Origin of the sequence: Dactylosporangium sp. NPDC050588 (genome assembly GCF_040654975.1) — a bacterium.
GTDB classification, from domain to species: domain Bacteria; phylum Actinomycetota; class Actinomycetes; order Mycobacteriales; family Micromonosporaceae; genus Dactylosporangium; species Dactylosporangium maewongense.
Genome location: NZ_JBFAJA010000001.1, coordinates 226,737 through 247,588 on the forward strand (window position 1 = coordinate 226,737; position 20,852 = coordinate 247,588).

14 protein-coding genes and 1 tRNA gene are annotated in these 20,852 nt (G+C 73.6%); 3 read left to right on the forward strand and 12 right to left on the reverse strand.

Annotated features, from left to right (window positions below; all coding sequences use genetic code 11):
• Position 1: 1 nt before the first annotated feature.
• The 9 genes from purE to AB0I21_RS01100 all read right to left on the reverse strand — a co-directional run bounded on the left by purE (position 2) and on the right by AB0I21_RS01100 (position 12,005).
• A complete protein-coding gene (purE, locus tag AB0I21_RS01060) occupies positions 2-505 on the reverse strand; it encodes a 5-(carboxyamino)imidazole ribonucleotide mutase (protein ID WP_360558070.1) in 504 nt (167 codons plus the stop codon).
• The gene (locus AB0I21_RS01065; protein WP_360558072.1) at positions 502-1,632 is read right to left on the reverse strand and encodes a 5-(carboxyamino)imidazole ribonucleotide synthase; all 1,131 of its coding nucleotides are present in this window, start codon (positions 1,630-1,632) and stop codon (positions 502-504) included. The genes purE and AB0I21_RS01065 overlap by 4 nt, the downstream gene beginning before the upstream one ends.
• Before the next feature lie 103 nt (positions 1,633-1,735).
• Complete coding sequence (locus tag AB0I21_RS01070) at positions 1,736-2,293, reverse strand: hypothetical protein (RefSeq protein ID WP_360558073.1); 558 nt, start codon at positions 2,291-2,293, stop codon at positions 1,736-1,738.
• A gap of 106 nt (positions 2,294-2,399) precedes the next feature.
• Positions 2,400-4,367 carry a thioredoxin domain-containing protein gene (locus tag AB0I21_RS01075; RefSeq protein WP_360558075.1) on the reverse strand — a complete coding sequence of 656 codons (1,968 nt, stop codon included), beginning with the start codon at positions 4,365-4,367 and terminating at the stop codon, positions 2,400-2,402.
• 9 nt (positions 4,368-4,376) lie between these two features.
• The gene (locus tag AB0I21_RS01080; protein ID WP_360558076.1) at positions 4,377-6,299 is read right to left on the reverse strand and encodes a beta-galactosidase; all 1,923 of its coding nucleotides are present in this window, start codon (positions 6,297-6,299) and stop codon (positions 4,377-4,379) included.
• The gene (locus tag AB0I21_RS01085) at positions 6,300-6,692 is read right to left on the reverse strand and encodes an SRPBCC family protein (RefSeq protein ID WP_344501686.1); all 393 of its coding nucleotides are present in this window, start codon (positions 6,690-6,692) and stop codon (positions 6,300-6,302) included. It abuts the gene before it with no gap.
• A gap of 52 nt (positions 6,693-6,744) precedes the next feature.
• Complete coding sequence (locus AB0I21_RS01090; protein WP_360558078.1) at positions 6,745-7,242, reverse strand: hypothetical protein; 498 nt, start codon at positions 7,240-7,242, stop codon at positions 6,745-6,747.
• Positions 7,243-7,359: 117 nt separating this feature from the next.
• On the reverse strand, positions 7,360-10,842 hold the full coding sequence (locus tag AB0I21_RS01095; RefSeq protein WP_360558080.1) for an ATP-binding protein: 3,483 nt from the start codon (positions 10,840-10,842) through the stop codon (positions 7,360-7,362).
• 1,089 nt (positions 10,843-11,931) lie between these two features.
• Positions 11,932-12,005 (reverse strand) — tRNA-Met (locus AB0I21_RS01100).
• Positions 12,006-12,498: 493 nt separating this feature from the next.
• Here AB0I21_RS01100 and AB0I21_RS01105 point away from each other — a divergent pair.
• Together AB0I21_RS01105 and AB0I21_RS01110 are read left to right on the forward strand one after the other, a co-directional pair.
• Positions 12,499-12,621 (forward strand): hypothetical protein, encoded by a 123-nt coding sequence (locus AB0I21_RS01105; RefSeq protein ID WP_360558082.1) that lies wholly within the window; start codon positions 12,499-12,501, stop codon positions 12,619-12,621.
• Between the two features lie 50 nt (positions 12,622-12,671).
• Positions 12,672-12,995 carry a hypothetical protein gene (locus AB0I21_RS01110; RefSeq protein WP_360558126.1) on the forward strand — a complete coding sequence of 108 codons (324 nt, stop codon included), beginning with the start codon at positions 12,672-12,674 and terminating at the stop codon, positions 12,993-12,995.
• Positions 12,996-13,024: 29 nt separating this feature from the next.
• Here the strand turns inward: AB0I21_RS01110 and AB0I21_RS01115 are convergent, their stop codons facing one another.
• Genes AB0I21_RS01115 through AB0I21_RS01125 form a run of 3 tightly spaced genes read right to left on the reverse strand, consistent with a single transcriptional unit; the run spans position 13,025 to position 18,026 of the window.
• Entirely contained in the window at positions 13,025-13,165 is a 141-nt protein-coding gene (locus AB0I21_RS01115; RefSeq protein WP_360558084.1) for a hypothetical protein, read from the reverse strand.
• 24 nt (positions 13,166-13,189) lie between these two features.
• On the reverse strand, positions 13,190-14,539 hold the full coding sequence (locus tag AB0I21_RS01120) for an FAD-binding oxidoreductase (RefSeq protein ID WP_360558086.1): 1,350 nt from the start codon (positions 14,537-14,539) through the stop codon (positions 13,190-13,192).
• Positions 14,540-14,594: 55 nt separating this feature from the next.
• Entirely contained in the window at positions 14,595-18,026 is a 3,432-nt protein-coding gene (locus AB0I21_RS01125; RefSeq protein ID WP_360558088.1) for a BTAD domain-containing putative transcriptional regulator, read from the reverse strand.
• 269 nt (positions 18,027-18,295) lie between these two features.
• On the opposite strand from AB0I21_RS01125, the gene AB0I21_RS01130 reads away from it, so the two are divergent.
• Positions 18,296-20,713 carry a hypothetical protein gene (locus AB0I21_RS01130; RefSeq protein ID WP_360558090.1) on the forward strand — a complete coding sequence of 806 codons (2,418 nt, stop codon included), beginning with the start codon at positions 18,296-18,298 and terminating at the stop codon, positions 20,711-20,713.
• Positions 20,714-20,852 lie beyond the last annotated feature (139 nt).

The following is a 20,852-nucleotide window of genomic DNA, read 5'->3' on the forward strand; positions in this document are numbered from 1 at the left end:
CCTAAGCGTTGAGGCCCGCGATGGTGGCGGAGAGGGCGGCGTCCTTCTCCGCCACCATCGCGCGCAGCGACTCCTGGAAGTCACGGACCTTCGCCAGCAGCTCGGGGTCGCCGACGGCGAGGATGCGGGCGGCCATCAGCCCGGCGTTGCGGGCGCCGCCGATCGCCATGGTGGCGACGGGGATGCCGGCCGGCATCTGCACGATCGACATCAACGAGTCCATGCCGTCGAGGTATTTCAGCGGTACCGGCACCCCGATGACCGGCAGGGGAGTGGCGGAGGCGACCATGCCCGGCAGGTGCGCCGCGCCGCCGGCCCCCGCGATGATGACCTTCATCCCGCGGGCGACGGCCTCGCCGGCGTAGTCGAGCATCAGGTGCGGAGTGCGGTGGGCGGAGACGACCCGTACCTCATAGGACACGCCGAACTCGTCCAGCGCCTCGGCGGCGAGCCGCATCACGGGCCAGTCGGAGTCGCTGCCCATGATGATGCCGACGTCGGTCAATGCACATACCCTTCTTCGAGGATCCGGGCGGCCCGGGCGGCGCGCCGGCGGCAGTCTTCCATGTCGTCGCCGAGGACCGTCACGTGGCCGATCTTGCGCCCCGGCCGGACCTGCTTGCCGTACAGGTGGACCTTGGCGCCGGGCTCCTCGGCGAACAGGTGGTGCAGCCGCTCGTCGATCGGCATCCCGCCGGGCGCGCCGCCGAGCACGTTGGCCATCACGACCGCGGGGGCGGTGAGCCTGGTATCGCCCATCGGGTAGTCGAGCACGGCCCGCAGGTGCTGCTCGAACTGCGAGGTCCTGGCGCCCTCGATCGTCCAGTGCGCGGAGTTGTGCGGGCGCATCGCCAGCTCGTTGACCAGGATCTTCCCGGTCGTCGTCTCGAACAGCTCCACGGCGAGCACGCCGACCACGCCGAGCCGGGTGGCGATGTCGATGGCGAGCCGCTGCGCCTCGACGGCCACGTCCTCGTCGAGCCCGGGCGCCGGCGCGAGCACCTCGACGCAGATGCCGTCCTGCTGCACGGTCTCGACGACCGGGTAGGCGGCCACCTGGCCGAGCGGCGACCTGGCGACGACGGCGGCGAGCTCCCGCTTGAGCTGGACGCGTTCCTCGCCGATCAGCCCCGCCACGTCCGGGATGTCGGCGACCGAGTGGGCGACGAAGACGCCGCGGCCGTCGTAGCCACCCGTGGCGGTCTTGACGATGATCGGCCAGCCGACCTCGTCGCCGAACTGCTGGAGGTCGCCGTCCGTCCAGCGGGGCACGGGGAAGCCGAGCTCCGCGAGGTGGGCGCGCATGTCGCGCTTGTTCTGCGCGTACCGGAGGGCGTCGGCCCCCGGCAGCAGCGTGACACCCTCCGCGGCGAGCGTGCGGATCAGGTCGCCGGGCACGTGCTCGTGGTCGAAGGTGACCACGTCGCACCCCTTCGCGAACGCCCGCACCGCGTCGATGTCATCGTGCCGGCCGATGACGACGTCGGCGGCGACGAGCGCGGCCCCGTCGTCGGCGGAGACGGCGAGCACCCGGAGCGACTGTCCGAGGGCGATGGCGGCCTGGTGGGTCATGCGGGCCAGCTGGCCGCCGCCCACCATGCCCACGACGGGGAGTCCGGTTCGCGAGTCCATAGGCTGGTGAGCCTAGCGTTTTCCGGTCGCGGCACCCGAGTCCCGGGCGCCGCGACCGGCACGGATCACACCGGCGGGCCCTCCCGGCGGTGCCCGGCGTGGATCACACCGACGGGCCCTGCTTGCGGAGCTCGTCGACCTGGGTCATGGCCTGGCGGAGCTCGGCCAGCCACGACTCGGCGTGCTGGCCGACGAGGGCGACGCACCAGGCCAGCGCCTCCGAGCGGGACCGGGCCACGCCGGAGTCCACGAGGGTGTCCAGGACCTGCCGCTCGGCCTGCCGCAGCCGGGTCATGACCGGCGCGGAGAACGTGGTGAACAGCTCCCGGGTCTCGCCGACCCGCACGCCCCACGCGACCTTGCGCTGGTAGCGCCGCTCCAGCTGCTGGGCGATGCCGATCCGCTGGTCGCGGGTGGTCTCCCGGAACCCGGCGATGCGGCCCTGCTCGGCGGCGGACCGGTCGGCGTCGGTCGCGTCGTCGGGGAGGGGCGGGTCGCTGAGCCGGCCGACGATGGTGATCTCGTCGCGGTCGATGGTGATCTCGGCGGGCCCGGTGAACCAGCCGTCGGGCAGCGCGCCGCCGATCCAGGCGGGCGCGTCGGTGGCGGGCGGGGGCTCGCTGCGCGGACCGCCGCCGCGGCCCCATTCTCCTCGTCGCATCTGCTTACTCCCTTACTCGCTTGCTCCAGCAACTCTGATTACATGATTACACCGTTACAAGAGCATGCCAAAGAAGGGCGTGTTCGCCCTGAGGGGAACGGCGCTCCTAGCCGAGGCCTGAGACCAGGTCCTCCAGCTCGGTGACCGGCGCGTCGCAGACGAAGCCGCGGCAGATGTACGCCGTGGGCCGGCCGTCCCGCAGGATCCGGCTCTCCAGCAGCGGCACCCCCGGCGTGTCCGGCGGGCCGGCGACGACCACCGCGCCGGGCGGGGCGTGCCACCAGGCGGCGGTGACGAGCGGGTCGTGGCGGTCCTGGGTGGCGATCGCGATCTCGTACGGGCCGGACAGCAGCGCCTCGCCGACCGCGCACGCGTAACCGGTGAACCGGCCGTGGGTGGCCGCCACCATGGCGACCGTGGCCAGGGCGCGCTCCGCCGCCTCCCGCTTCGCGGTGTCCGCCGTCAGCGCCGAGTAGGCGACGAGCGCCGCCGCGATCGCCGACAGGCCGGACGGGGTCGCGTTGTCGGTCACGTCGGCGGGGCGGCTGACCAGCTGCTCCGCGTCGTCGGCCGTGTCGAAGAAGCCGCCGGCCGGGTCGGCGAACCGCTCGAGGGCCACGTCGAGGAGCCGGCCCGCGAGGGTCAGCCACTCGCCGTCTCCGGTCGCCTGGTGCACCGCGCAGAACGCCTCCGCGACGGCGCCGTAGTCCTCCAGGACGCCGGCCGGAGCGCCGGCGACGCCGTCGCGCGACACCCGCCGCAGGCGGCCGTCGACGAGGTGGGTCTCCGCCAGATACCGCGCGGTGTCCACGGCGAGCTGGACGGCCTGCTGGTCGCCATACACCTGGCCGAACTCGATCAGCGCGGTGATGGCCAGCCCGTTCCACGCCGCGACGATCTTGCCGTCGCGGCTGGGCTGCGGCCGGGCGTCCCTGGCCTCCAGCAGGCGCCGCTTGATGTCGAGCCAGCGCTCCAGGTTGAGCGGGTCCTCCGGCAGCTGCAGCACCGACGCGCCGTGCTCGAACGTGCCGTCGGCGGTCACCTCCAGCAGGTAGCGCGCCCACGCGCCGTCGATCTCGCCGAGCACCTCGTCGATCTGCTTCGGTGTCCACACGTACGTGAGGCCCTCGACGCCGTCGGTGTCGGCGTCCAGCGCCGAGATGAACCCGTGGCCGTCGTGCAGGTCGCGGCGCAGGAAGTCGGCGACCTCGCCGGCCACCCGCCGCGCGGTGCCGCCGCCGGCGATGCGGTCGAGCTGCACATACATCCGCAGCAGCAGCGCGTTGTCGTAGAGCATCTTCTCGAAGTGCGGCACCGTCCACGTCTCGTCCACCGAGTAGCGCGCGAAGCCGCCGGCGAGCTGGTCATACATCCCGCCCCGGGCCATCCGCTCGGCCGTGTACCGCACGATGCCCAGCACCTCGTCGTCGTGGGTGCGCTGGTAGTGCCGCAGCAGGAACAGCAGGTTCATGTGCGGGGGGAACTTGGGCGCCCCGCCGAACCCGCCGTGCTCCTTGTCGTAGGCCTTCACGAGGCTCTGCGCGGCCGCGTTGAGGACGCCCTCGTGCATCGGGCCGGCGGGTGGCTTCGCGGCGACCTGCCTGATCGCGTCGACCACCGCCGCGCTCTGCTGGAGCACCGCGTCGCGCTGGGTCCGCCAGGCGTCCGACACGGCGTGGACGAGCCGCTGGAACGCGTCCCGCGGGAAGTAGGTGCCGCAGTAGAACGGCTCCCCGTCGGGCGTGGCGAACACCGTCATCGGCCAGCCGCCCTGCCCGGTCATCGCCTGCGTCGCCGTCATGTACACCGCGTCGACGTCCGGCCGCTCCTCCCGGTCCACCTTCACCGGCACCGTCAGCTCGTTGACCAGCGCCGCGACGCCCTCGTGCTCGAACGACTCGTGCGCCATCACATGACACCAGTGACATGCGGCGTAGCCGACGGAGATGAGCACGGGAACGTCCCGGCGTCGTGCCTCCTCGAACGCCTCAGGCGACCACTGCCACCAGTCGACCGGGTTGTCCTTGTGCTGCTGCAGATACGGCGAGGTCGCGTCGGCGAGACGGTTGGCCATGCCCCAACCCTATGCCGGACCGTCGCGGACGACCGCCACTGCGCCGGGCTCGACCGTGACGCCCCGCACGTCGGCCGGGGTCCCGCCGTGGTTGATCGCGAACAGGAACGGCGGCCGGCGCACCACCTCCACGGTGTCCGGAAGGTCCGGCAGCCGCGCCAGCAGGGGGCTCAGCCCCGCTCCGTCGTACACCTGCCGCAGCAGCGGGCCGAGATCCGCCGGGCGGGTGGAGACATACCAGGCGACGCCCCGCCCGTGCCGGTGGCGGGTGACGGCCGGGCCGCCCGGCGCCGGCCCGTCCACATAGGACAGCACGGCCTCCGCGCCCGCGAGGACCACGTGCTCGGCCCAGACGTCGGCGGTGGAGCCGTCGCTGAGGGTGACCCGCTCGCCCGCGCGCAGGGGCAGGAACTCCTCGACGGTGAGGCCGAGCAGGTCGCGCAGCGCGCCCGGGTAGGGGCCGTCGGGCACGGTGTCGTCGGTGTCGACGATGCCGGAGAAGTACGACACGACGAGCGTCCCGCCGCCGGACACATACCGGTCGAGGTTCGCCGCGGCGGCCGGCGTCGTCAGGTACAGCGACGGCACCACGACCAGCGGATACCGCTCCAGGTCGGCCGACGGGTGCACGAAGTCGACGGTCAGGTGGTCGCGCCACAGCCGCCCGTAGTAGGCCTCGACCCGCTCACGGAACGCGAGGTCCACCGACGGCCGCCACTCCAGCTCGAGCGCCCACCACGACTCCCAGTCCCAGACGACGGCGACGTCCGCAGCGACCCGGGTGCCGCGCACCGCGCCCAGGCCGGCGAGCCGCTCGCCGAGCTCGGTGACCTCGCGCCAGATCCTGGTGCCGGTGCCGCCCTGCGGCAGCATCGCGGAGTGGAACTTCTCGGCACCCGACCGCGACGCCCGCCACTGGAAGAACAGCACCCCGTCGGCGCCGCGGGCGACGTGCGCCAGGCTGTTGCGGGCCAGCTCGCCGGGGCGCTTCGCGATGTTGCGCGGCTGCCAGTTGACGGCGCCGGTCGAGTGCTCCATGAGCAGCCACGGCGCGCCCCCGGCGAGGCCGCGGGTGAGGTCCGCGCACATGGCCAGCTCGACGTGCCGGTCGTCCCGCTCGGCGGTCAGGTAGTGATCGTTGGCGACGACGTCGACCTCACGCGCCCACTTCCAGTAGTCCAGCCACTTGCAGTTGGCGATCATGAAGTTGGTGGTGACCGGGACGCCGGGGGAGTGCTGCTTCAGCGCGTCGCGCTCCCGCCGGTAGTTGGCGAGGTGCGTGTCGGAGCAGAACCGCAGGAAGTCCAGCTGCTGGGCAGGGTTGACGGCGGTCGGCGCGAGCCGCGGCAGGTCGATCTCCTCCCAGTCGCCATACCGCTGACCCCAGAAGGCCGTGCCCCACGCGGCGTTCAGCGCGGGCAGGTCGCCGTGCCGGTCGCGCAGCCACCCGCGGAACGCCGCCGCGCACGTGTCGCAGTAGCAGTGGGCGTTGACCCCGGCATACTCGTTGTGGACGTGCCACAGCGCCAGCGCCGGATGCCCGCCATAGCGCCGGGCGAGCTGCTCGGCGATCGCTCGCGACGCCCGCGCGTAGTCGGGGGAGCTGGGGCAGAAGCTCTGCCGGCCGCCCTGCCCCAGCACGTGCCCGGCCCGGTCGACGAGCCGGGCGCCCGGGTGCTGCCGGATGAACCACGGCGGCGGCACGGCGGTCGGCGTCCCCAGGTCGACCCGGATCCCGGCGCCGTGCAGCAGGTCCAGCACCCGGTCGAGCCACTCGAACGTGTGCCGCCCCTCGGCCGGCTCGACCAGCGCCCAGCTGAACATGCCGACGCTGACGAGGTTGACCCCGGCGGCCCGCATCAGCTCGACGTCCTGCGCCCAGACCTCCTCGGGCCACTGCTCAGGCGTGTAGTCGCCCCCGTACGCGAGCATCTAACTTTCCAGGATCCTCGCCAGGGCGTCGAGGTCGGCCTGGACCGCCGCGCAGTCCCGGTCGAACTCCTCGTCCGTCATGCCCGGCTGCCGGCGCACGCTGAACACGACCTCGCTGCCCGCCCCGTTGGCGGTGACCCGCATCGGGTTGTAGAACGTCTCGCCGGACGGCACCGTCACGTGGTGGTCCATGACGCCGAACGGGTTGTCCGGCGCCCAGTCCAGCAGGATCCGCCCCATGTCCGAGTCGGCGACCCATTGCCCGTCGACCCACTCGACGGACTTCAGCAGACCCGGCGCCCAGGCGGGCAGGTTCGCCGGGTTCGACGCGTATGCGTAGACGTCCCCTGCCGATCGGTTGATGCTGCGGCTGACGTGTCGGGACTCCATCATGGGTCTGATTCTGCCCGGCGGGTACGACAATTTCGGCCCCGCCAGGCAGATGTCAGCGGCGGTTGCGCTGCCCCGGGGTGATGTAGCCGACCCAGACGACGTCGCCGCTGTCCAGCCGCAGGGTCACCGCCGCGTCGTCGGGCACCGGCACCGGGATCGTGACCGTCGCCCACGCGGTGGCGCTGCCCTGGTTCGGCAGCGGCGTCTGCGACGGGTCCGACAGGAACAACCCGACCGCGATCCCGCCGCCGTACGTGTTGAGCGTGGCCGGGAAGTCGTTGTCGCCGGCGCCGTAGTTGGTCGGCTGGAACATCCCGCTCATCGGCGCCCCGACGAGGTTCGTGTACAGCGTGACGCCCGCGGGCACCGGGAATCCGCGGTCGGTGTCCAGCACCGCCGTGTCGAAGTCCGCCAGGGTGCTGCTGTCCTGCCCGAGGTAGAACAGCACCCTGTCGCCGGACGGCAGGTTCACCGCCGACAGCGGCCGGCGCCGGTCCCCGCCGCCGTCGGTCGCCTGCGCGGTCCCGGCGGAGCTGAGCACGACAGCCACCGCCGCCAGCGTCGCGGCCAACGGCCCAGTTTTCTGTGCAAGGGAGTCCTCCCAGGGTGGGGTGTGGCCGCGACCGTAGGTCGCACCCCCGGGGAAACCCCAGGCCTTTCGAAAGGTTTACGGCAGGTCGGCGGAGAGCGTCTTGAAGTACCGCTGCGCCGACCACGCCTCGCGGTCACCGATGACGTACAGGCGGCGCTTGGCCCTGCTGACGGCGACATTGAGCAGGTTGGGGCGGCTCGCGGCCCACCGGCGGGCGCCGGGGCGGGCCGGGTTGCCGCCGAGCACGAGGATCACCACGTCGGCCTGCTTGCCCTGGGCGGTGTGCACGGTGCCCGCGGTGAGCCCCGGGAACCGCCGGGCCCGGGCGGCGACCTGCCGGGCGATGTCCCGGAACGGGGCGATGACCATCACCTCGGACATGTCGACACCGACCTCGTCGAGCACGCCGAGGACTCGGTCCAGCCGGCGGCCCTCGTCCGGGATCCAGTGCCCCTGCGCGTCGGCGCCGGCGACGTCGATCCACTTGGATTCGGGCAGGGTCGGGAACTCGGCGGCGAACCGGTCGCGGGCCGTGGTCCCGGTACCGTCGATCATCAGCCCGTCGTACGCGATGGCGTTGACGATGTCGAACATCGGCCGGTCGCAGCGGCGGTGCACGGTGAGCGGGACGCCGACCCAGATCTCGTCGTCGCCGTCGGCGGGCAGGCTGGTGCCCAACGGTGTGAGACGGTCGGCCAGCCGCTGCACGGACGTGCGGCTGGTCAGCCACTCCTCGTCGACGCCGAGCTCCGCCCGGATGGCCTGCTCGGCGCGGAACGGCAGCATGGTGACGGGCTCCAGCTGCAGCGGGTCGCCGACCACCACGCAGCGGCGGGACCGCCACAGCGCCCCGGCGGCGTTCTGCGGGGTCGCCTGGCCGGCCTCGTCGATGAGCAGCCAGCCCAGCGCCTCCCTGCCCAGGTGGCCGAAGAGCCGGGCGAACGAGGCGAACGTCGTGGACACCACGGGCACGACGAAGAACAGGCTCTGCCACGCGGCGAGCGCGGCGTCCCGGGCGAGGTCGCGCGGCGCCTCACCGCTGACGACGTCCATGGCCGCCTGCAGGTTCCGGCGTACGTCGGTGGCCGCGTGCCGCAGAAACGCCCGGTGCAGCGCGAGCGCGGCCAGGAACAGCTCGCTGCGCGCCGTGTTCCACTCCGGATCCGTCCACAGCGCGGCCGGCTCGCGACGCTCGCGGTCGGTCCACCAGGCGTCGTCCGGGAAGTGCCGGCCGAGCGCGGCCGCGAAGCCGGCGAGCCGGTCGACGACGGCGGCGCGCCGGCCCCGGGCGGCGTGCCAGGCGGTCTCCGTCGCTGCCAGGGCCCGGGTGGCCGCGGTGACCTCCTCGTCGGCCCGGGCGAGCTCCCGGCGCGCGACCACCAGCGGCTCGTGGGTGACGTCCGGGGCGGGCACCGCCGTCGCCGTGGCCGCCTCGCGGCTCGCGACCTCGTGGGCCCGCCACGCCGCGTCCGCGTCCCGCTGCGCCGCGGCCAGCGCGGCCTGCCGCACCTCCAGCTCGCGCCGGGCGGCCCCCATCTCGGCGTCGAGCCACCGGTCGTGCGCCGCCCAGCGCCCGTTCGCCGCGCCGAGCGTCCGCAGCCACTCCCACCAGCCCGGCCGGGCCTGCTGGTGCGCGGCCCGGACCTGCCACTGCCGGCCCACCTCGGCCTCCCACGCGCGCAGCGAACGCTCGGCGTCGGCCACCCGACCGGCGACGATCCGCTCGGCCTCGGCCCGGCGCTCGCCGGCGACCCGCGCCGCCTCGTCCCGGCGCCGCAGGGCGGCCCGCTCGGCCTCCAGCCGGCGCTCCCGCGCGATCCGCTCCGCCTCCGCGGCCCGCTCGCGCTCCACCCGCACCGCGGTCTCGCGCCGCTGCCTGGCAGCCTCGACCCTGGCGGCCGCGACCGCCGTCGCCGCGGCCAGCCGGGCGATCTCGCGGTCGAGCTCGATCCGCTCGACGACGGCGCCGTACGCCTCGGACCGCTCGGCGCGGATCGCCTCCACCCGCGTCTCAGCGGCCCGGAAGCCGGCCACGGCCTCCTTCCACGACTGCTCCGGCGCGTCCTGCTCGTAGCCCTTGAGCACGGCCAGCAGCCCGGACCACGCCTCGCCGGGCGGATCGTCGTCCGGCGTGTGGTACCAGAACGCGTTGACGAACCGCCCGCGGTTGCTCTTGTTCCCGAGCCGGGCCGCCACCAGCGCCCACGCCGCGCCCGGCGCCGGCGCCTCACCCTCCGCCGCCAGCAGCGCCCCGGCGACCTGCGGGAAGTAGTCCACCGCGGCCGCCCGCTCCCGCCAGCACCCGGCGATCGCGCCGGCGGCCGGGATCTCGTCCGTGACGTTCTGCACCGCGCCGTTGTTGGCCGAGGCCACCACCATCTCGAAGCCGACCAGGTCCGCCCGCCAGGCGCTCACGACGCGGTGGTAGTTGCCCGTCTTCCACCGCAGCTGCCGCCCGCTGAACGCCTGCCGCGGGTCGGGCAGGGCGGCCAGCCGCCGGGCCCGCTCGACCACGAGCGCCGCGATCAGATCCCGCAGCATCGTCGTCTTGCCCGTCCCCGGAGGCCCGTTGACCCCCACGATTCCGGCGGCTGCGTCGGTACCGCCCAGCGCCAGCGCACTGTTGACCGCCAGCTGCTGGCTCAACGCCAACGAGTGCCCCGGATCGCTCGGCCACCGCCCGGCCGGCACCGTCTCCGGCGCGGTCGCCGCGAACACGTGCTCGATCCGCTCCCGTACGTCCACCCGCCCGGCGACGGCGATCTCGCTCCCCGGCCGCAGGTACTCCCGCAGCGCGACCCCGGCGTCGCCCTTCGCCACCTGCCCGGCGACCAGCGCCAGGTCACTCATGATGAAGCTGTTGAGGAACTCGTGCCCGCTCACGTTGTCAGCGCTCCGCCGGGCCACGACCTGGCTGCTGACGCGGATCTCCACCCCCGACAGCGCGTCACCGGTGCCCGCCACCGCGACCGCCAGCTCCAGGCAGGCGCCGAGCTCCTCGACCCCGAGCACCCGCGCCGGCCTTTCCTCCCCCGCGTTTTCATTGTTCTCAGCGTTCTCCGGCCCGGCGGACTCGTGGGTTACCACCTCCCGCCACAGCTCGCCGAACGCCCTCGACGCCTGCTCGAACCGCGCCACCCAGTCCGCCGCCGGCCCCTCGCCCAGCACCCGCCCGGTCGCCCAGGCACAGCTGGACAACACCTCCGATCCGAGCACCGCCCGCCCGTCCTCACCCACCACGAACGCGGCGAACGCACTCTCCCCACCCGGCCGCTCGTCGTAACTGTCAGGGTCCGGCTCCAACACCCGCGCCAGCACCTCGAACACCTCGTCGAGCCGGTAGACCCCCAGGTACACCACGTGCCGCCAGGCCTGGTTCGCCCGCAACCTCCGCCGCGCCAGCTCATGCCCCGGCTCCCACGGCAACGCCTGCCCCGCCCGCACCCCGAACACAAGCTGCTCGCGGTCGACCTTCTCCACCCTCTGCGGGCTGAACATCTCAACCGTCTGCCAGAACTCCACCACCCGCGCCCGCCGCGCCTCCACCCCAACCCCCATCCAAACCCATCGCTCCCTCAACGCCCCCAGATCCTAGCCACCCCCACCAATCCACCCGCCCCGACAGGCCCCTCCGCCGGCCCACAGAAACTGTCGTACCCCCGGTGGATACTGCGCATGAGACCAGCCAGCAACGGGGGTGGACTGGATGCAAACGGTGCTGAACCAGCGGCCAACAGAGCGCTCCTACGGCGCGCCAAAGGAGCCACTGACCCAGCTGCGACCTATCCATCGCCGGCGTCGCGGCGGACATGGAGCGCAACGAAGGCCGCGGTTCCGCCGCAGTGCCACGAGACGTCGAAGGAGCCGTCCACCACCGGCCTGGACGCCGTTGCCGGCGGCAGGACTGGAAGCCAACCGTCAGCCCACCCCGATGTACAGAAGGCGCAGACGGAGCGGAGCCCCCACTGTGAGGAGCGTCTTCCGTTCGACCGTGCTGCCCACAAGCGGCGCCGGTCGGAGTTGCGGGGTCTGCAGGGGTCGAAGCTCCCCGGCAGACCGCAAGCGAAGCGACGCGGCAAGTCCGTCGACGTGCCCGACGTGTCCGCGAGCGGCGCAACCACCGACGGTGTTGAAGGGGCGAGGGTGGGGCGAAGCTCCATTGTGGCAGCGAGTTCCGTCCGGCCGTGCTGTCCACAGCCGGTGCACATTGGCGCCGGTCGGGGGTGCAGGGGATGCACGGGTTGCAGGTAGCGGGGGCGAAGCTCCCTCGCAGTCCGCAAGCGAAGCGATGCGGCAAGCCGTCGACGTGCCCGACGTGTCCGCGAGCGGACCGGCCACCGACGGCTTTGCGGGTGAGATTGGGGCGAAGCTCCACTGCGGGGAGCGATTTCCGTTCGGCGGTGCTGTCCATGGCCAGCGCAAGCGGCGCCGATCGTGGGGTTGCAGGGGGCGAAGCTCCCCTGCAGTCCGCAAGCGAAGCGACGCGGACAAACCGACGACCAGCCCGACGTGTCCGCAAGTAGTGCAACCACCGACGGTCTTGAGGGGGCGAGCTCCCCCTGTGGGGAGCGAGCTCCGCTCGCGCGGGGGATGCGAAAACCTGAACGGCAAGCGGCCCCCGCCGCGAAGCAGGGGCCGCCAAGGTTGTAGCGGGGACAGGATTTGAACCTGCGACCTCTGGGTTATGAGCCCAGCGAGCTACCGAGCTGCTCCACCCCGCGTCGGTTTCTCAACCTTACCTGAGGGGTGCGACGGGATTTTCAGCGGGGCGACTCAACCTTCCGGGTGGCGGGGTCGTCATGACCGCGACGAAAGGAGAGCCTGTGTTCTGGAGACGCGGCTTCGACGGGCTGGACGCCCTCGTCGCGGAGCGTGGCGGTGCCTTGCTCGCCACGGCGGTGCTGCTCACGGGCAGCAGGGTGGCGGGCGAGGACCTGCTGCAGGGGGCGCTGGAGCGGTTGATGCGCTCGTGGGGACGGGTGCGTGAGGACCCCGAACGATATCTGCGCCGCCTAGCCGTCGACCAAGGGCGGGTGCGGCGGCGGCGGTCGGAGGTGGCGCTGCTGGCGGAGCCGCCGGAGGAACCGGACGGCGCGGACGCCGTGGCGCTGCGGCAGGTGTTGATGCAGGCGCTCGCCCAGTTGCCGCCGCGGCAGCGGGCCGTGCTGGTGCTGCGGGTACTGGGAACAGCTCAGCGAGGCCGAGGCCGCCGATGTGCTCGGCTGTTCGGTCGGCACGGTCAAGTCCACCGCCTCGCGGGGTCTGTCCCGCCTTCGCGAGCTGACCGCCACCTGGGACCTTCAGCCGTTTCCCGTCCCGAATGGAGCACGACGATGAGCATCGACATCGAGAAGCCTGAGGACCTCGCGGCGCAGCTCGCGGCCGGTATGCGGGCGCAGGTCGCCGGGATCACCGGCGGCGGCGACGTCCTGGCGCGGGCGACGAGAAGGCACCGGCGGCGCGCCGCGGTGATCCGCACGGGGTCATTGCTGGCGACCTGCAGCTACGACCGGTCGGTCCGATTGTGGCTCGTCGGTGACGAGCGGCCGTATGCGGCGCCGCTCATCGGTCACACCGATGCGGTCCTAGCCGTCGCATTCGACCCCGTCGGCCAATTGTGTGCCTCTGCTGGGGCCGATCGGACGGTCAGGACCTGGCGGGTGGAATACCGCGACGCCAGCACGCTCGGCGGCATCGGGGCCGCGGTCTGAAGCGACACTTCTCTACACATCAGGCACCGTCACGGCGCGGACGTGCCGCAGTCCGCCGATCGACCCACGGCCTGCCGCGCCCGCACCTGCTCGACCACCCGGAGGGCGAGCAGGTGCGGGCGCGGTTGCAGGACGCCGGCGTGGACGTGTGCGGCCGCTAGGGCGGGCATCGCCCACAATGGGTCGCGCGGGGCTTATCCGACCAGGGCCTGGCCGCTGGAGAAGACGTTCGTCGGGTCGTAGGAGCGCTTGATGCGCAGCAGCCGGTCCCGGTCGGCGGTCGCCCAGTTGGCCAGGAGCGTCTCCGGGGCGGCGTGGCCGGAGAAGTTCATGAGGCCGCCCGGCATCGTCTCCACGGCGAGCAGCCGGTCGGTGACCTCGTCGACGACCGGCGCCAGCTCGGGCAGCCCGGGCCCGATGGCGAACAGCGAGTACTGCGCGCCGCGCCCGCTCACGGCGTTGGGGGTGGCGGGCGTCCGCGCGAACGCGCCGCCGAGGTGCCGGATCTCCACCATCATCAGCGGTACCTCCACCTGGGGCCCGGCGACCTCCAGCACATGGTCGACGGTCTGCGCGGTCAGCTCACCCAGCAGCACGCCGCGCTCGCGGGACGGGAGCGGGTCGACCGGGTCCTGGTGCACGGAGTCGACGGCCGAGTATGGCCGCCATAACACGTCGTCGACGAGCGCGGGCGCCGCGGCGCGCATCGGGGCGAGGAGCGCCTCGCCGTCCTCGGCCGTGCCGAGGTACGCCACCCGCAGGTGCGCCACGTACGCGCCGCGCAGCGGCTCGGGCAGCAGCGGCAGCGGCGGCAGCCGCAGCAGGGCCACCGACGTGCTCATCTCCTCCGGCAGCCCGGCCACCCACGCCCGGTAGGCGTGCAGGACCTCGGCGGCGTGACTGCCCGGGAAGTGGATGCCGCCGCCGAAGAACCCGGCGACCTCGAACAGCCCGAACTCGATCTCGGTCACGATGCCGAAGTTGCCCTTGCCGCCGCGGACCGCCCAGAACAGGTCGGCCTCGTGGTCGGCGTCGACGGTACGCAGCGCGCCGTCGGCGGTGACGATCTCGATGGAGCGGACGTGGTCGGCGGCGAAGCCGTACCGGCGGCCGAGGGGGCCGGCGCCGCCGCCGAGGGTGTAGCCGACGACACCGACGTGCGTCGACGAGCCGTTCAGCGGCGCGAGGCCGTGTGCCGCGGCCGCCTCGACGACCTGCGTCCAGCGCGCGCCGGCGGCCGCGCGGGCGGTGCGCGTCACCGGGTCGACGGAGACGGCGGTCATCCGGCCGGTGGTGACGAGCAGGCCGCCGGTCACCGGGCGGACCGCGCCGTGCCCGGTCGCCTGGACCGCGACCGGCATGCCGTGGGTGCCGGCCCAGCGCACCGCCGCCGCGACGTCCTGCGCGTCGGTGGCGCCGACGACGACGTGCGGCTCGTGCTGGGTGGCGACGTTCCAGGACGCGACCTCGGCCGCGTAGCCCTCGTCGCCGGGAACAAAGACGGGCCCGGCCGTGACCGGGAGATCAGTCAGTGCGATGGTCATGCCGGTACGGTGCCGGAGGCCGCTTGGCGCGTGTTTGTATCGCGCTTGGGTGCCGCTAGGGCTTCGCCAGGGTCACCAGCTGCGCGTCGCTGGCCGCGACCAGGTGCGCCGCGCCGAGCCGGGCGTGCGCGGCGCGGGCCGATCGGGCGTGGTCCAGCGCCGCGTCGCGGTCGCCGAGCCGGGCCGCCAGCTCGGCGAGGACGAAGTGCATCGAGCCCCAGGTGGCGCATCCGCTGCCGACGGTGCAGAACCGGTCGGCGAAGGGGGCGATCTCGTCGTACAGCTCGCGCGGGTCGGGCGTGCCCAAGCGGGCCGCGATCAGGCCCCACTGAAACGCCACGAACTCCCAGCCCCACAGCTGCTCGCGCGCCGTGCCCCAGCGCTCGACCAGCGCCCGGGCCAGCCCTTCGTCGCCGGATTCCCAGGCGGCCAGCACGGCGGTCGGGCGCAGCAGCGAGTACGGCGGCTCGTCGGCGTAGCGCACCAGCTCGTCGCGCAGCTCGCCCTGGCGGCCCTGGAAGCGGCGGATGGTGTACAGCAACGCCAGCCGGATCCACTGCGCGCCCCACAGGCTGGTGTGTTCCTGCAGCGCGAACGCCTCACCCACCAGGCGCTCGCCCTCCGCCCAGCGGCCGGCCAGCATCGCGCGCCCGGACTGCGCATACCGCACCTGCGCCGGCAGCACCGGCGTGCGGATCCCCTCGACCAGCCGCACGCAGCGGGCCAGATCGGCGTCGAACCCCGCGACGTCGCCCGCGATCACCTCGGTCATCATCCGGTGCAGCCGCGCGGTCGCCTCGACGGTCGGTGGCAGCGGCGCGATCGTCAGCAGCTCGTCGACCGCGGCGCGGCGCTCCGCCTCGCGGTGCGGCACCCACGCGGCGTTCCAGTAGTTGTTCAGCGTGCGCGCCAGCAGCTCGGGGTCGCCGAGCTCGCGCGCCAGCCGCACCGCCTCCGCGGCGTGCGCCTCGCCGACCTCACGGTCGGGGCTGTGGTACAGCTCGACGGCGAGCGTGCCGAGCAGCACCGCGCGCCGGTAGCGGTCGTCCGGGTCCAGCCGGTCCAGCTGTTCGCGCAGGATGCCGGTCATGCGTTCGTCGACCGTCAGGTACGGCCGCCACAACCACAGGGTCACCCCGCCGAACAGCGTCGCGGCGTCCATCGCCAGCTCGTCGTCGCCGAGCTGCCGGGCCAGGGTCAGCGCCTCGTCGAGCACGGTGCGGGTGCCTGCCACGTCGCCCGCGGCCCGCCGCGCGACGCCCAGGTCCACCAGCAGGCGGCACCGGGAAGCGGCGGCGCCCGGGCGGGTCGGGTCCAGCGCGCCGAGGGCGGACTCCAGGTACCGGGCGGCCTGGTCGTAGGCCAGCTGCGCCATCGCCACCTCGGCGGCCCGGGTCGCGTACCGCACCGCGCGCTCCGCGACGCCCAGCCGCGCGGCCATCGTGAAGTGGTGCACCAGCCGCCCGAGCAGGTCCGGGTCGTCCGGGCGGTCGAATGCCTCCAGCGCCTCGCCGACCTGCCGGTGCAGCCGCGCCCGCCGCAGGCGGCTCAGCCCGCCGTAGACCGTGTCGCGCACGAGGGCGTGGGAGAACCGGTAGTCCCAGCCGTCCGGCACCTCCAGGAGCACGCTGGCTTCGACCGCCGGCTCGAGGTCCGCCATGACGTCCTCGCCCCGGTCCTCGGTGGCCGCCTCCAGCAGGAGCGGGTCCACGTCCCGCCCGATGACCGCGGCGGTCTCCAGCAGCGCGCGGGTGCGCTCGGGCAGCCGGGACAGGCGCCGGGTGATGACGTCGCGCACCTTCTCCGGCACCCCGGTCCCGGCCACCGCCTGCGCGCTGCCCCACCCGCCGGGGTGCTCGCTGTCCAGCAGCCGCAGCAGCTCCTTGAGGTAGAACGGGTTGCCGCCGGTGCGCTCCAGCAGCGCGGCGGCGACCGCGCCGCCGGGCCGGTCCCGGTGCCCGGGCGCGAAGCCGGCCGTGTACTCGGCGATGTCGTCAGCGGTCAGCGCGCCCAGCCGCAGTCGCTCGGCGCCGCGCTCGTTGGCCAGCAGCGCCAGCGTCTCGCGCAGCGCCGGGCCGGCGTCGGCCGACTCCGGGCGCAGCGTGGCGAGCACCAGGATCGGCAGCCGGTGCAGCGCCGGCGCGAGGTGCGCCAGCAGCTGCAGCGACGAGGCGTCGGCGACGTGCAGGTCGTCGACGACGACGAGCAGCGCTCGCGCGGCGGCGTGCGCGCGCAGGATGTCGCCCACCGCCTCGTGCAGGTGAAACAGGGCCGTGTCCGGGTCCTCGGCGCGCCAGCGGTTCTCGCCCCGCCCGGTGAGCACGTCGAGCAGGTCCCGCACCGCGTCGGTCTCCGGCAGGGCGCGCAGCACCTGCGTCCACGGCCAGAAGGCCGGCGTGGCGCTCGTTTCGACGCACCGGCTCCACGCCACGTCGAGCCCGGACTGGCCGGCGAGCTCGGCCGCGCGCTCGGCCAGGCGGGTCTTGCCCAGGCCTGCCTCGCCCGCGACGAGCAGCACGCCGCCGGCCCCGCCGCGGGCCAGCTCGATGCGCTCGGCGACGCGGCGGACCTCGCCGCTGCGCCCCACGAGCGGCTCGGCGGCCTGCTGCCCTGCTGCGGCCGCCTGGTGCCCGGCCGGTGCCGCGGCCTGCTGTTCCGCCGCCGGTGCGGCGGCGGTCCCGGCGGCGGTCAGGGCCTCCCGCGCGGGCGGCGGTGTCAAGGACGGGTCGTGGCGCAGGATCGTCGCCTCCAGCGCGCGCAGCTCGGGCCCGGGCGGCAGCCCCAGCTCCTCGTCGAGCAGCGCGCGGGCGCGGCGGAACGCGGCCAGCGCGTCCGCCTGCCGCCCCTCGCGGTACAGCGCGAGCATGAGCTGACCCCACGACCGCTCGCGGAACGGGCGGCGGTCCAGCAGCGCCTGCGCCTCCGCGATCGCCGCCCCGTTGCGGCCGGTGCCGAGCCGGACGTCGACCAGGTCCTCGTGCGCGGCGTCGCGCAGCTCGTGCAGGTGCGCCACGGCCGCGGCGGCGAACGCCTCGTCGGCGAGGTCGGCCAGCACGTCGCCGCGCCACTCGCCCAGCGCCTCGCCCAGCAGCCGCTCGGCCGCGGACAGGTCGCCGCGGCCGAGGGCCTGGCGGGCGGCCTCGGCGCGGGCGGCGAAGCGCACCGCGTCGATCTGCTCGCCGTCGACCGCCAGCAGGTATCCCGGATCCCGGGTGAGCAGCACCGCCGGCGGCGTGCGCGGCGGCCGGTCCGGCTCCAGGACGCGGCGCAGCTGCGAGACGTACGCCTGCATCGTGCCGGTCGCGCTCGCCGGTGCCGCGCCGGCCCACAGCCCCTCGACGATCCGGTCGACCGAGACCACCCGGCGGGGCTCGAGCAGGAGCATCGCCAGCACCGCGCGCTGCTTGCGGGCGCCGAGGTCGATCGGCTCGTCGCCCGGCGTCCGCGCCTCGAGCGGGCCCAGGATCCGGAAGTCGAGCCGCGCCACCGGGCCACGATAAGCCGTCCCGCCGAGCCGGCAGATCGGCCGAGCGATCCCCGATCCGGCTCCGGACGGACGACGCGGCGCCCCCGATGCATGACGGCCACTCAGCGTTTCGAGAGATGGCTTATTGCCTGATATCAGTTGTGACCGTCGAAACAATGCTGTGCGGCGCGGTAACCCGGGCGTTTCTTTATCGGCGATCTCCTGGAACGGGTCATTCGTATTTTCCATTTCGCGCTGAAGCTTTCAGTGCGAAATAGGGAGAGTCGCATATGGTCCGTTTCGCACCCCTTCGGGGTCGAGTCCGGCTTCCGTCCGCAATACTCGCCGGCTGCATCGCCGCAGCAGGCCTTTTCGTATCTTCCGCCGCCGCGGACCCCGGCGACGAGCCGATCGGCTCCAATGGCTTCACCGTCGACGCCTTACCCGACGGCGGCGCGCGGGTGACGCTGCGGCTCGACGAGCCGCTGCCGGTCCGCGACGCCGTGCCGGAGCTCGCCGTCGACGGGCGCGTCATCGGGGCGGCGAAGGAATCGGCCGACGGGCTGAGTCTCATCGTGGAGACCACCGACGCCGCCGTCGCCACCGCACAGCGCGTCGACGTCGCCTGGAACGGGGTGGTGCCAGGATCCAAGGCGGCGCCGCCGCGGTCCGCCGCCGCCCCCACCACGCCCAAGGGCCTGCTCAAGAAGCAGCTGTACACGGACCCGGCGCAGCCCGGTCCGTTCCAGGTGGAGCGGATCGACTACGACCTCGGCGACACGGCGACGACGCTGCCCGGTCTGAGCGACCTGCCGGCCGAGATCCGGGCCGCGGTCTACGCACCGGCCGGCGCGAAAGGCGCCCGCCCGGTCGTGATTTTCCTGCACGGCCGCCATTCGGCCTGTTACAACCCGGTCAGCCGGGCGACGAACAACACCAATTGGCCGTGCGCGGCCGGGTTCATTCCGATCGACAGCTATCTCGGGTACACCGAAACCGCGCAGGCCCTGGCCACCCACGGGTACGTGGTCGTGTCGATCAGCGCCAACGGCATCAACGCCAAGGACGCCAGTTTCACCGACGACAACGGGGCCGTGGCCCGCGGGCAGCTGGTCATGGACCACCTGGACCTGCTGGCGAAGTGGGCCACGACCGCGGGGCACCCCCTCGCCGGCCGGCTGGATCTGTCCAACGTCGGGCTGATGGGGCACTCGCGCGGCGGCGAGGGCGTGGTCGAGGCCGCGCTGCTCAACGCCGAACGGCAGCACCCGTACGGCATCAGGGCGGTCCTGCCGCTCGCCCCGGTCGACTTCGGCCGGCCGACGCTGCCGGACGTACCGATGGCGGTCCTGCTGCCGTACTGCGACGGCGACGTCTCCAACCAGCAGGGCCAGCACTTCTACGACGACACCCGGTACTCGGTGCGGGACAACGTGCTGCGGTCGTCGCTCATGATCATGGGAGCCGACCACAACTTCTTCAACACCGAGTGGACGCCCGGCGTCTCCGTCGCGCCGTCCAGCGACGACTGGTCGCCGGCCAACGACGAGGTGTGCGGCAGCGCCGGCCCGGCCCGGCTGACCGCCGCCGAGCAGCGGGCCGTCGGCACCGCGTACATGGCCGGCTTCTTCCGGCTCGTGCAGGGCGGCGAGACGGTGTTCCTCCCGCTGTTCGACGGCACGAACGGCACGGTGCCGTCGGCGGGCCGGGCCGTGGTCCACGCCCAGGCCCAGCAGCCCGGCTCGCGCCGGCTGGACCTCGCGCCGCTGGAGCGCCCGGCCGGCAACGTCTCGGTCTCCGGCTTCGACCTCGGCGCGTACTGCTACAGCGTGGCCGCGCGGGTGCTCCCCGGGGACACCCCGTGCTCGGCGACCACCGCGACCTCGAAGATCCCGCACTGGACGCCGGCGACGTTCGCCCCGTCGGTGCCGGTCAGCCCGGTCCTGCGGCTGCAGTGGAGCGCGGCGTCGGTGTCGCCGGAGGTACGGGTCGCGCTGGGCCCGGGCGAGTGGAACGTCACGAAGTACGACGCGCTCACCTTCCGGGTGGCGCGGGACGAGACGGCCGCCGGCGACGTCGACCTCGCGGTCACGCTCGTCGACAAGGCGGGCGGCACCGCGACCGTGCGGGTCGGCGACGTCAGCCCGGCGCTCACCCCGTTCCCGGCGTCGACGAACACGGCCAACGGGATCAGCCGGCTGGGCAAGACGTGGCTGCGCACGGTCCGGCTGCCGATCGCCACGCTGTCCGGGGTCGACCTGACCAGCGTCCGTTCCGTGATCGTCCGGCCGGCCACCCCGTCCGGCGGCGCCTACCTGTCCGACGTCGCGTTCGACACCCCGGGTGTCGGCGGTGGCGTCGCCACCTCGGCGGTGCTGGTCAGCATCGCCGACACGACGGTGTCCGAAGGCAACGGCCCCGGCACCGCGACGATGCGGCTGTCACTGAGCGGCAAGCTCAAGGAGGCGGCGACCGTGCAGGTGCAGACGGCTGCGAGCGGGTCCTCCTCCGCCGGCCAGGTGCCACTGCTGTCGTTCCCGGTCACCATCCCCAAGGGCGCGACCGAGGCGACGATCCAGGTGCCGCTCAACGGCAACACGGCCGTCAACACGGCCACGCTGCGCTACAAGATCACGATCTCGGCCCCCACCGGCGCCGCGATCGGCGACGGCTTCGCCTGGCTGACGGTCCTCGACGACGACGCCTGAGGCGAACCCACGCGGTGGGGCCGGCGCGACCCGCCGACCCCACCGCACCGCCCGGCCGGATCCGCGCGACCGCATGACCATGGCGGCCGTGTACATGGTGCCCCGGGGTGGTATCCCAGAGAGGTAGGTGTCGCATTCG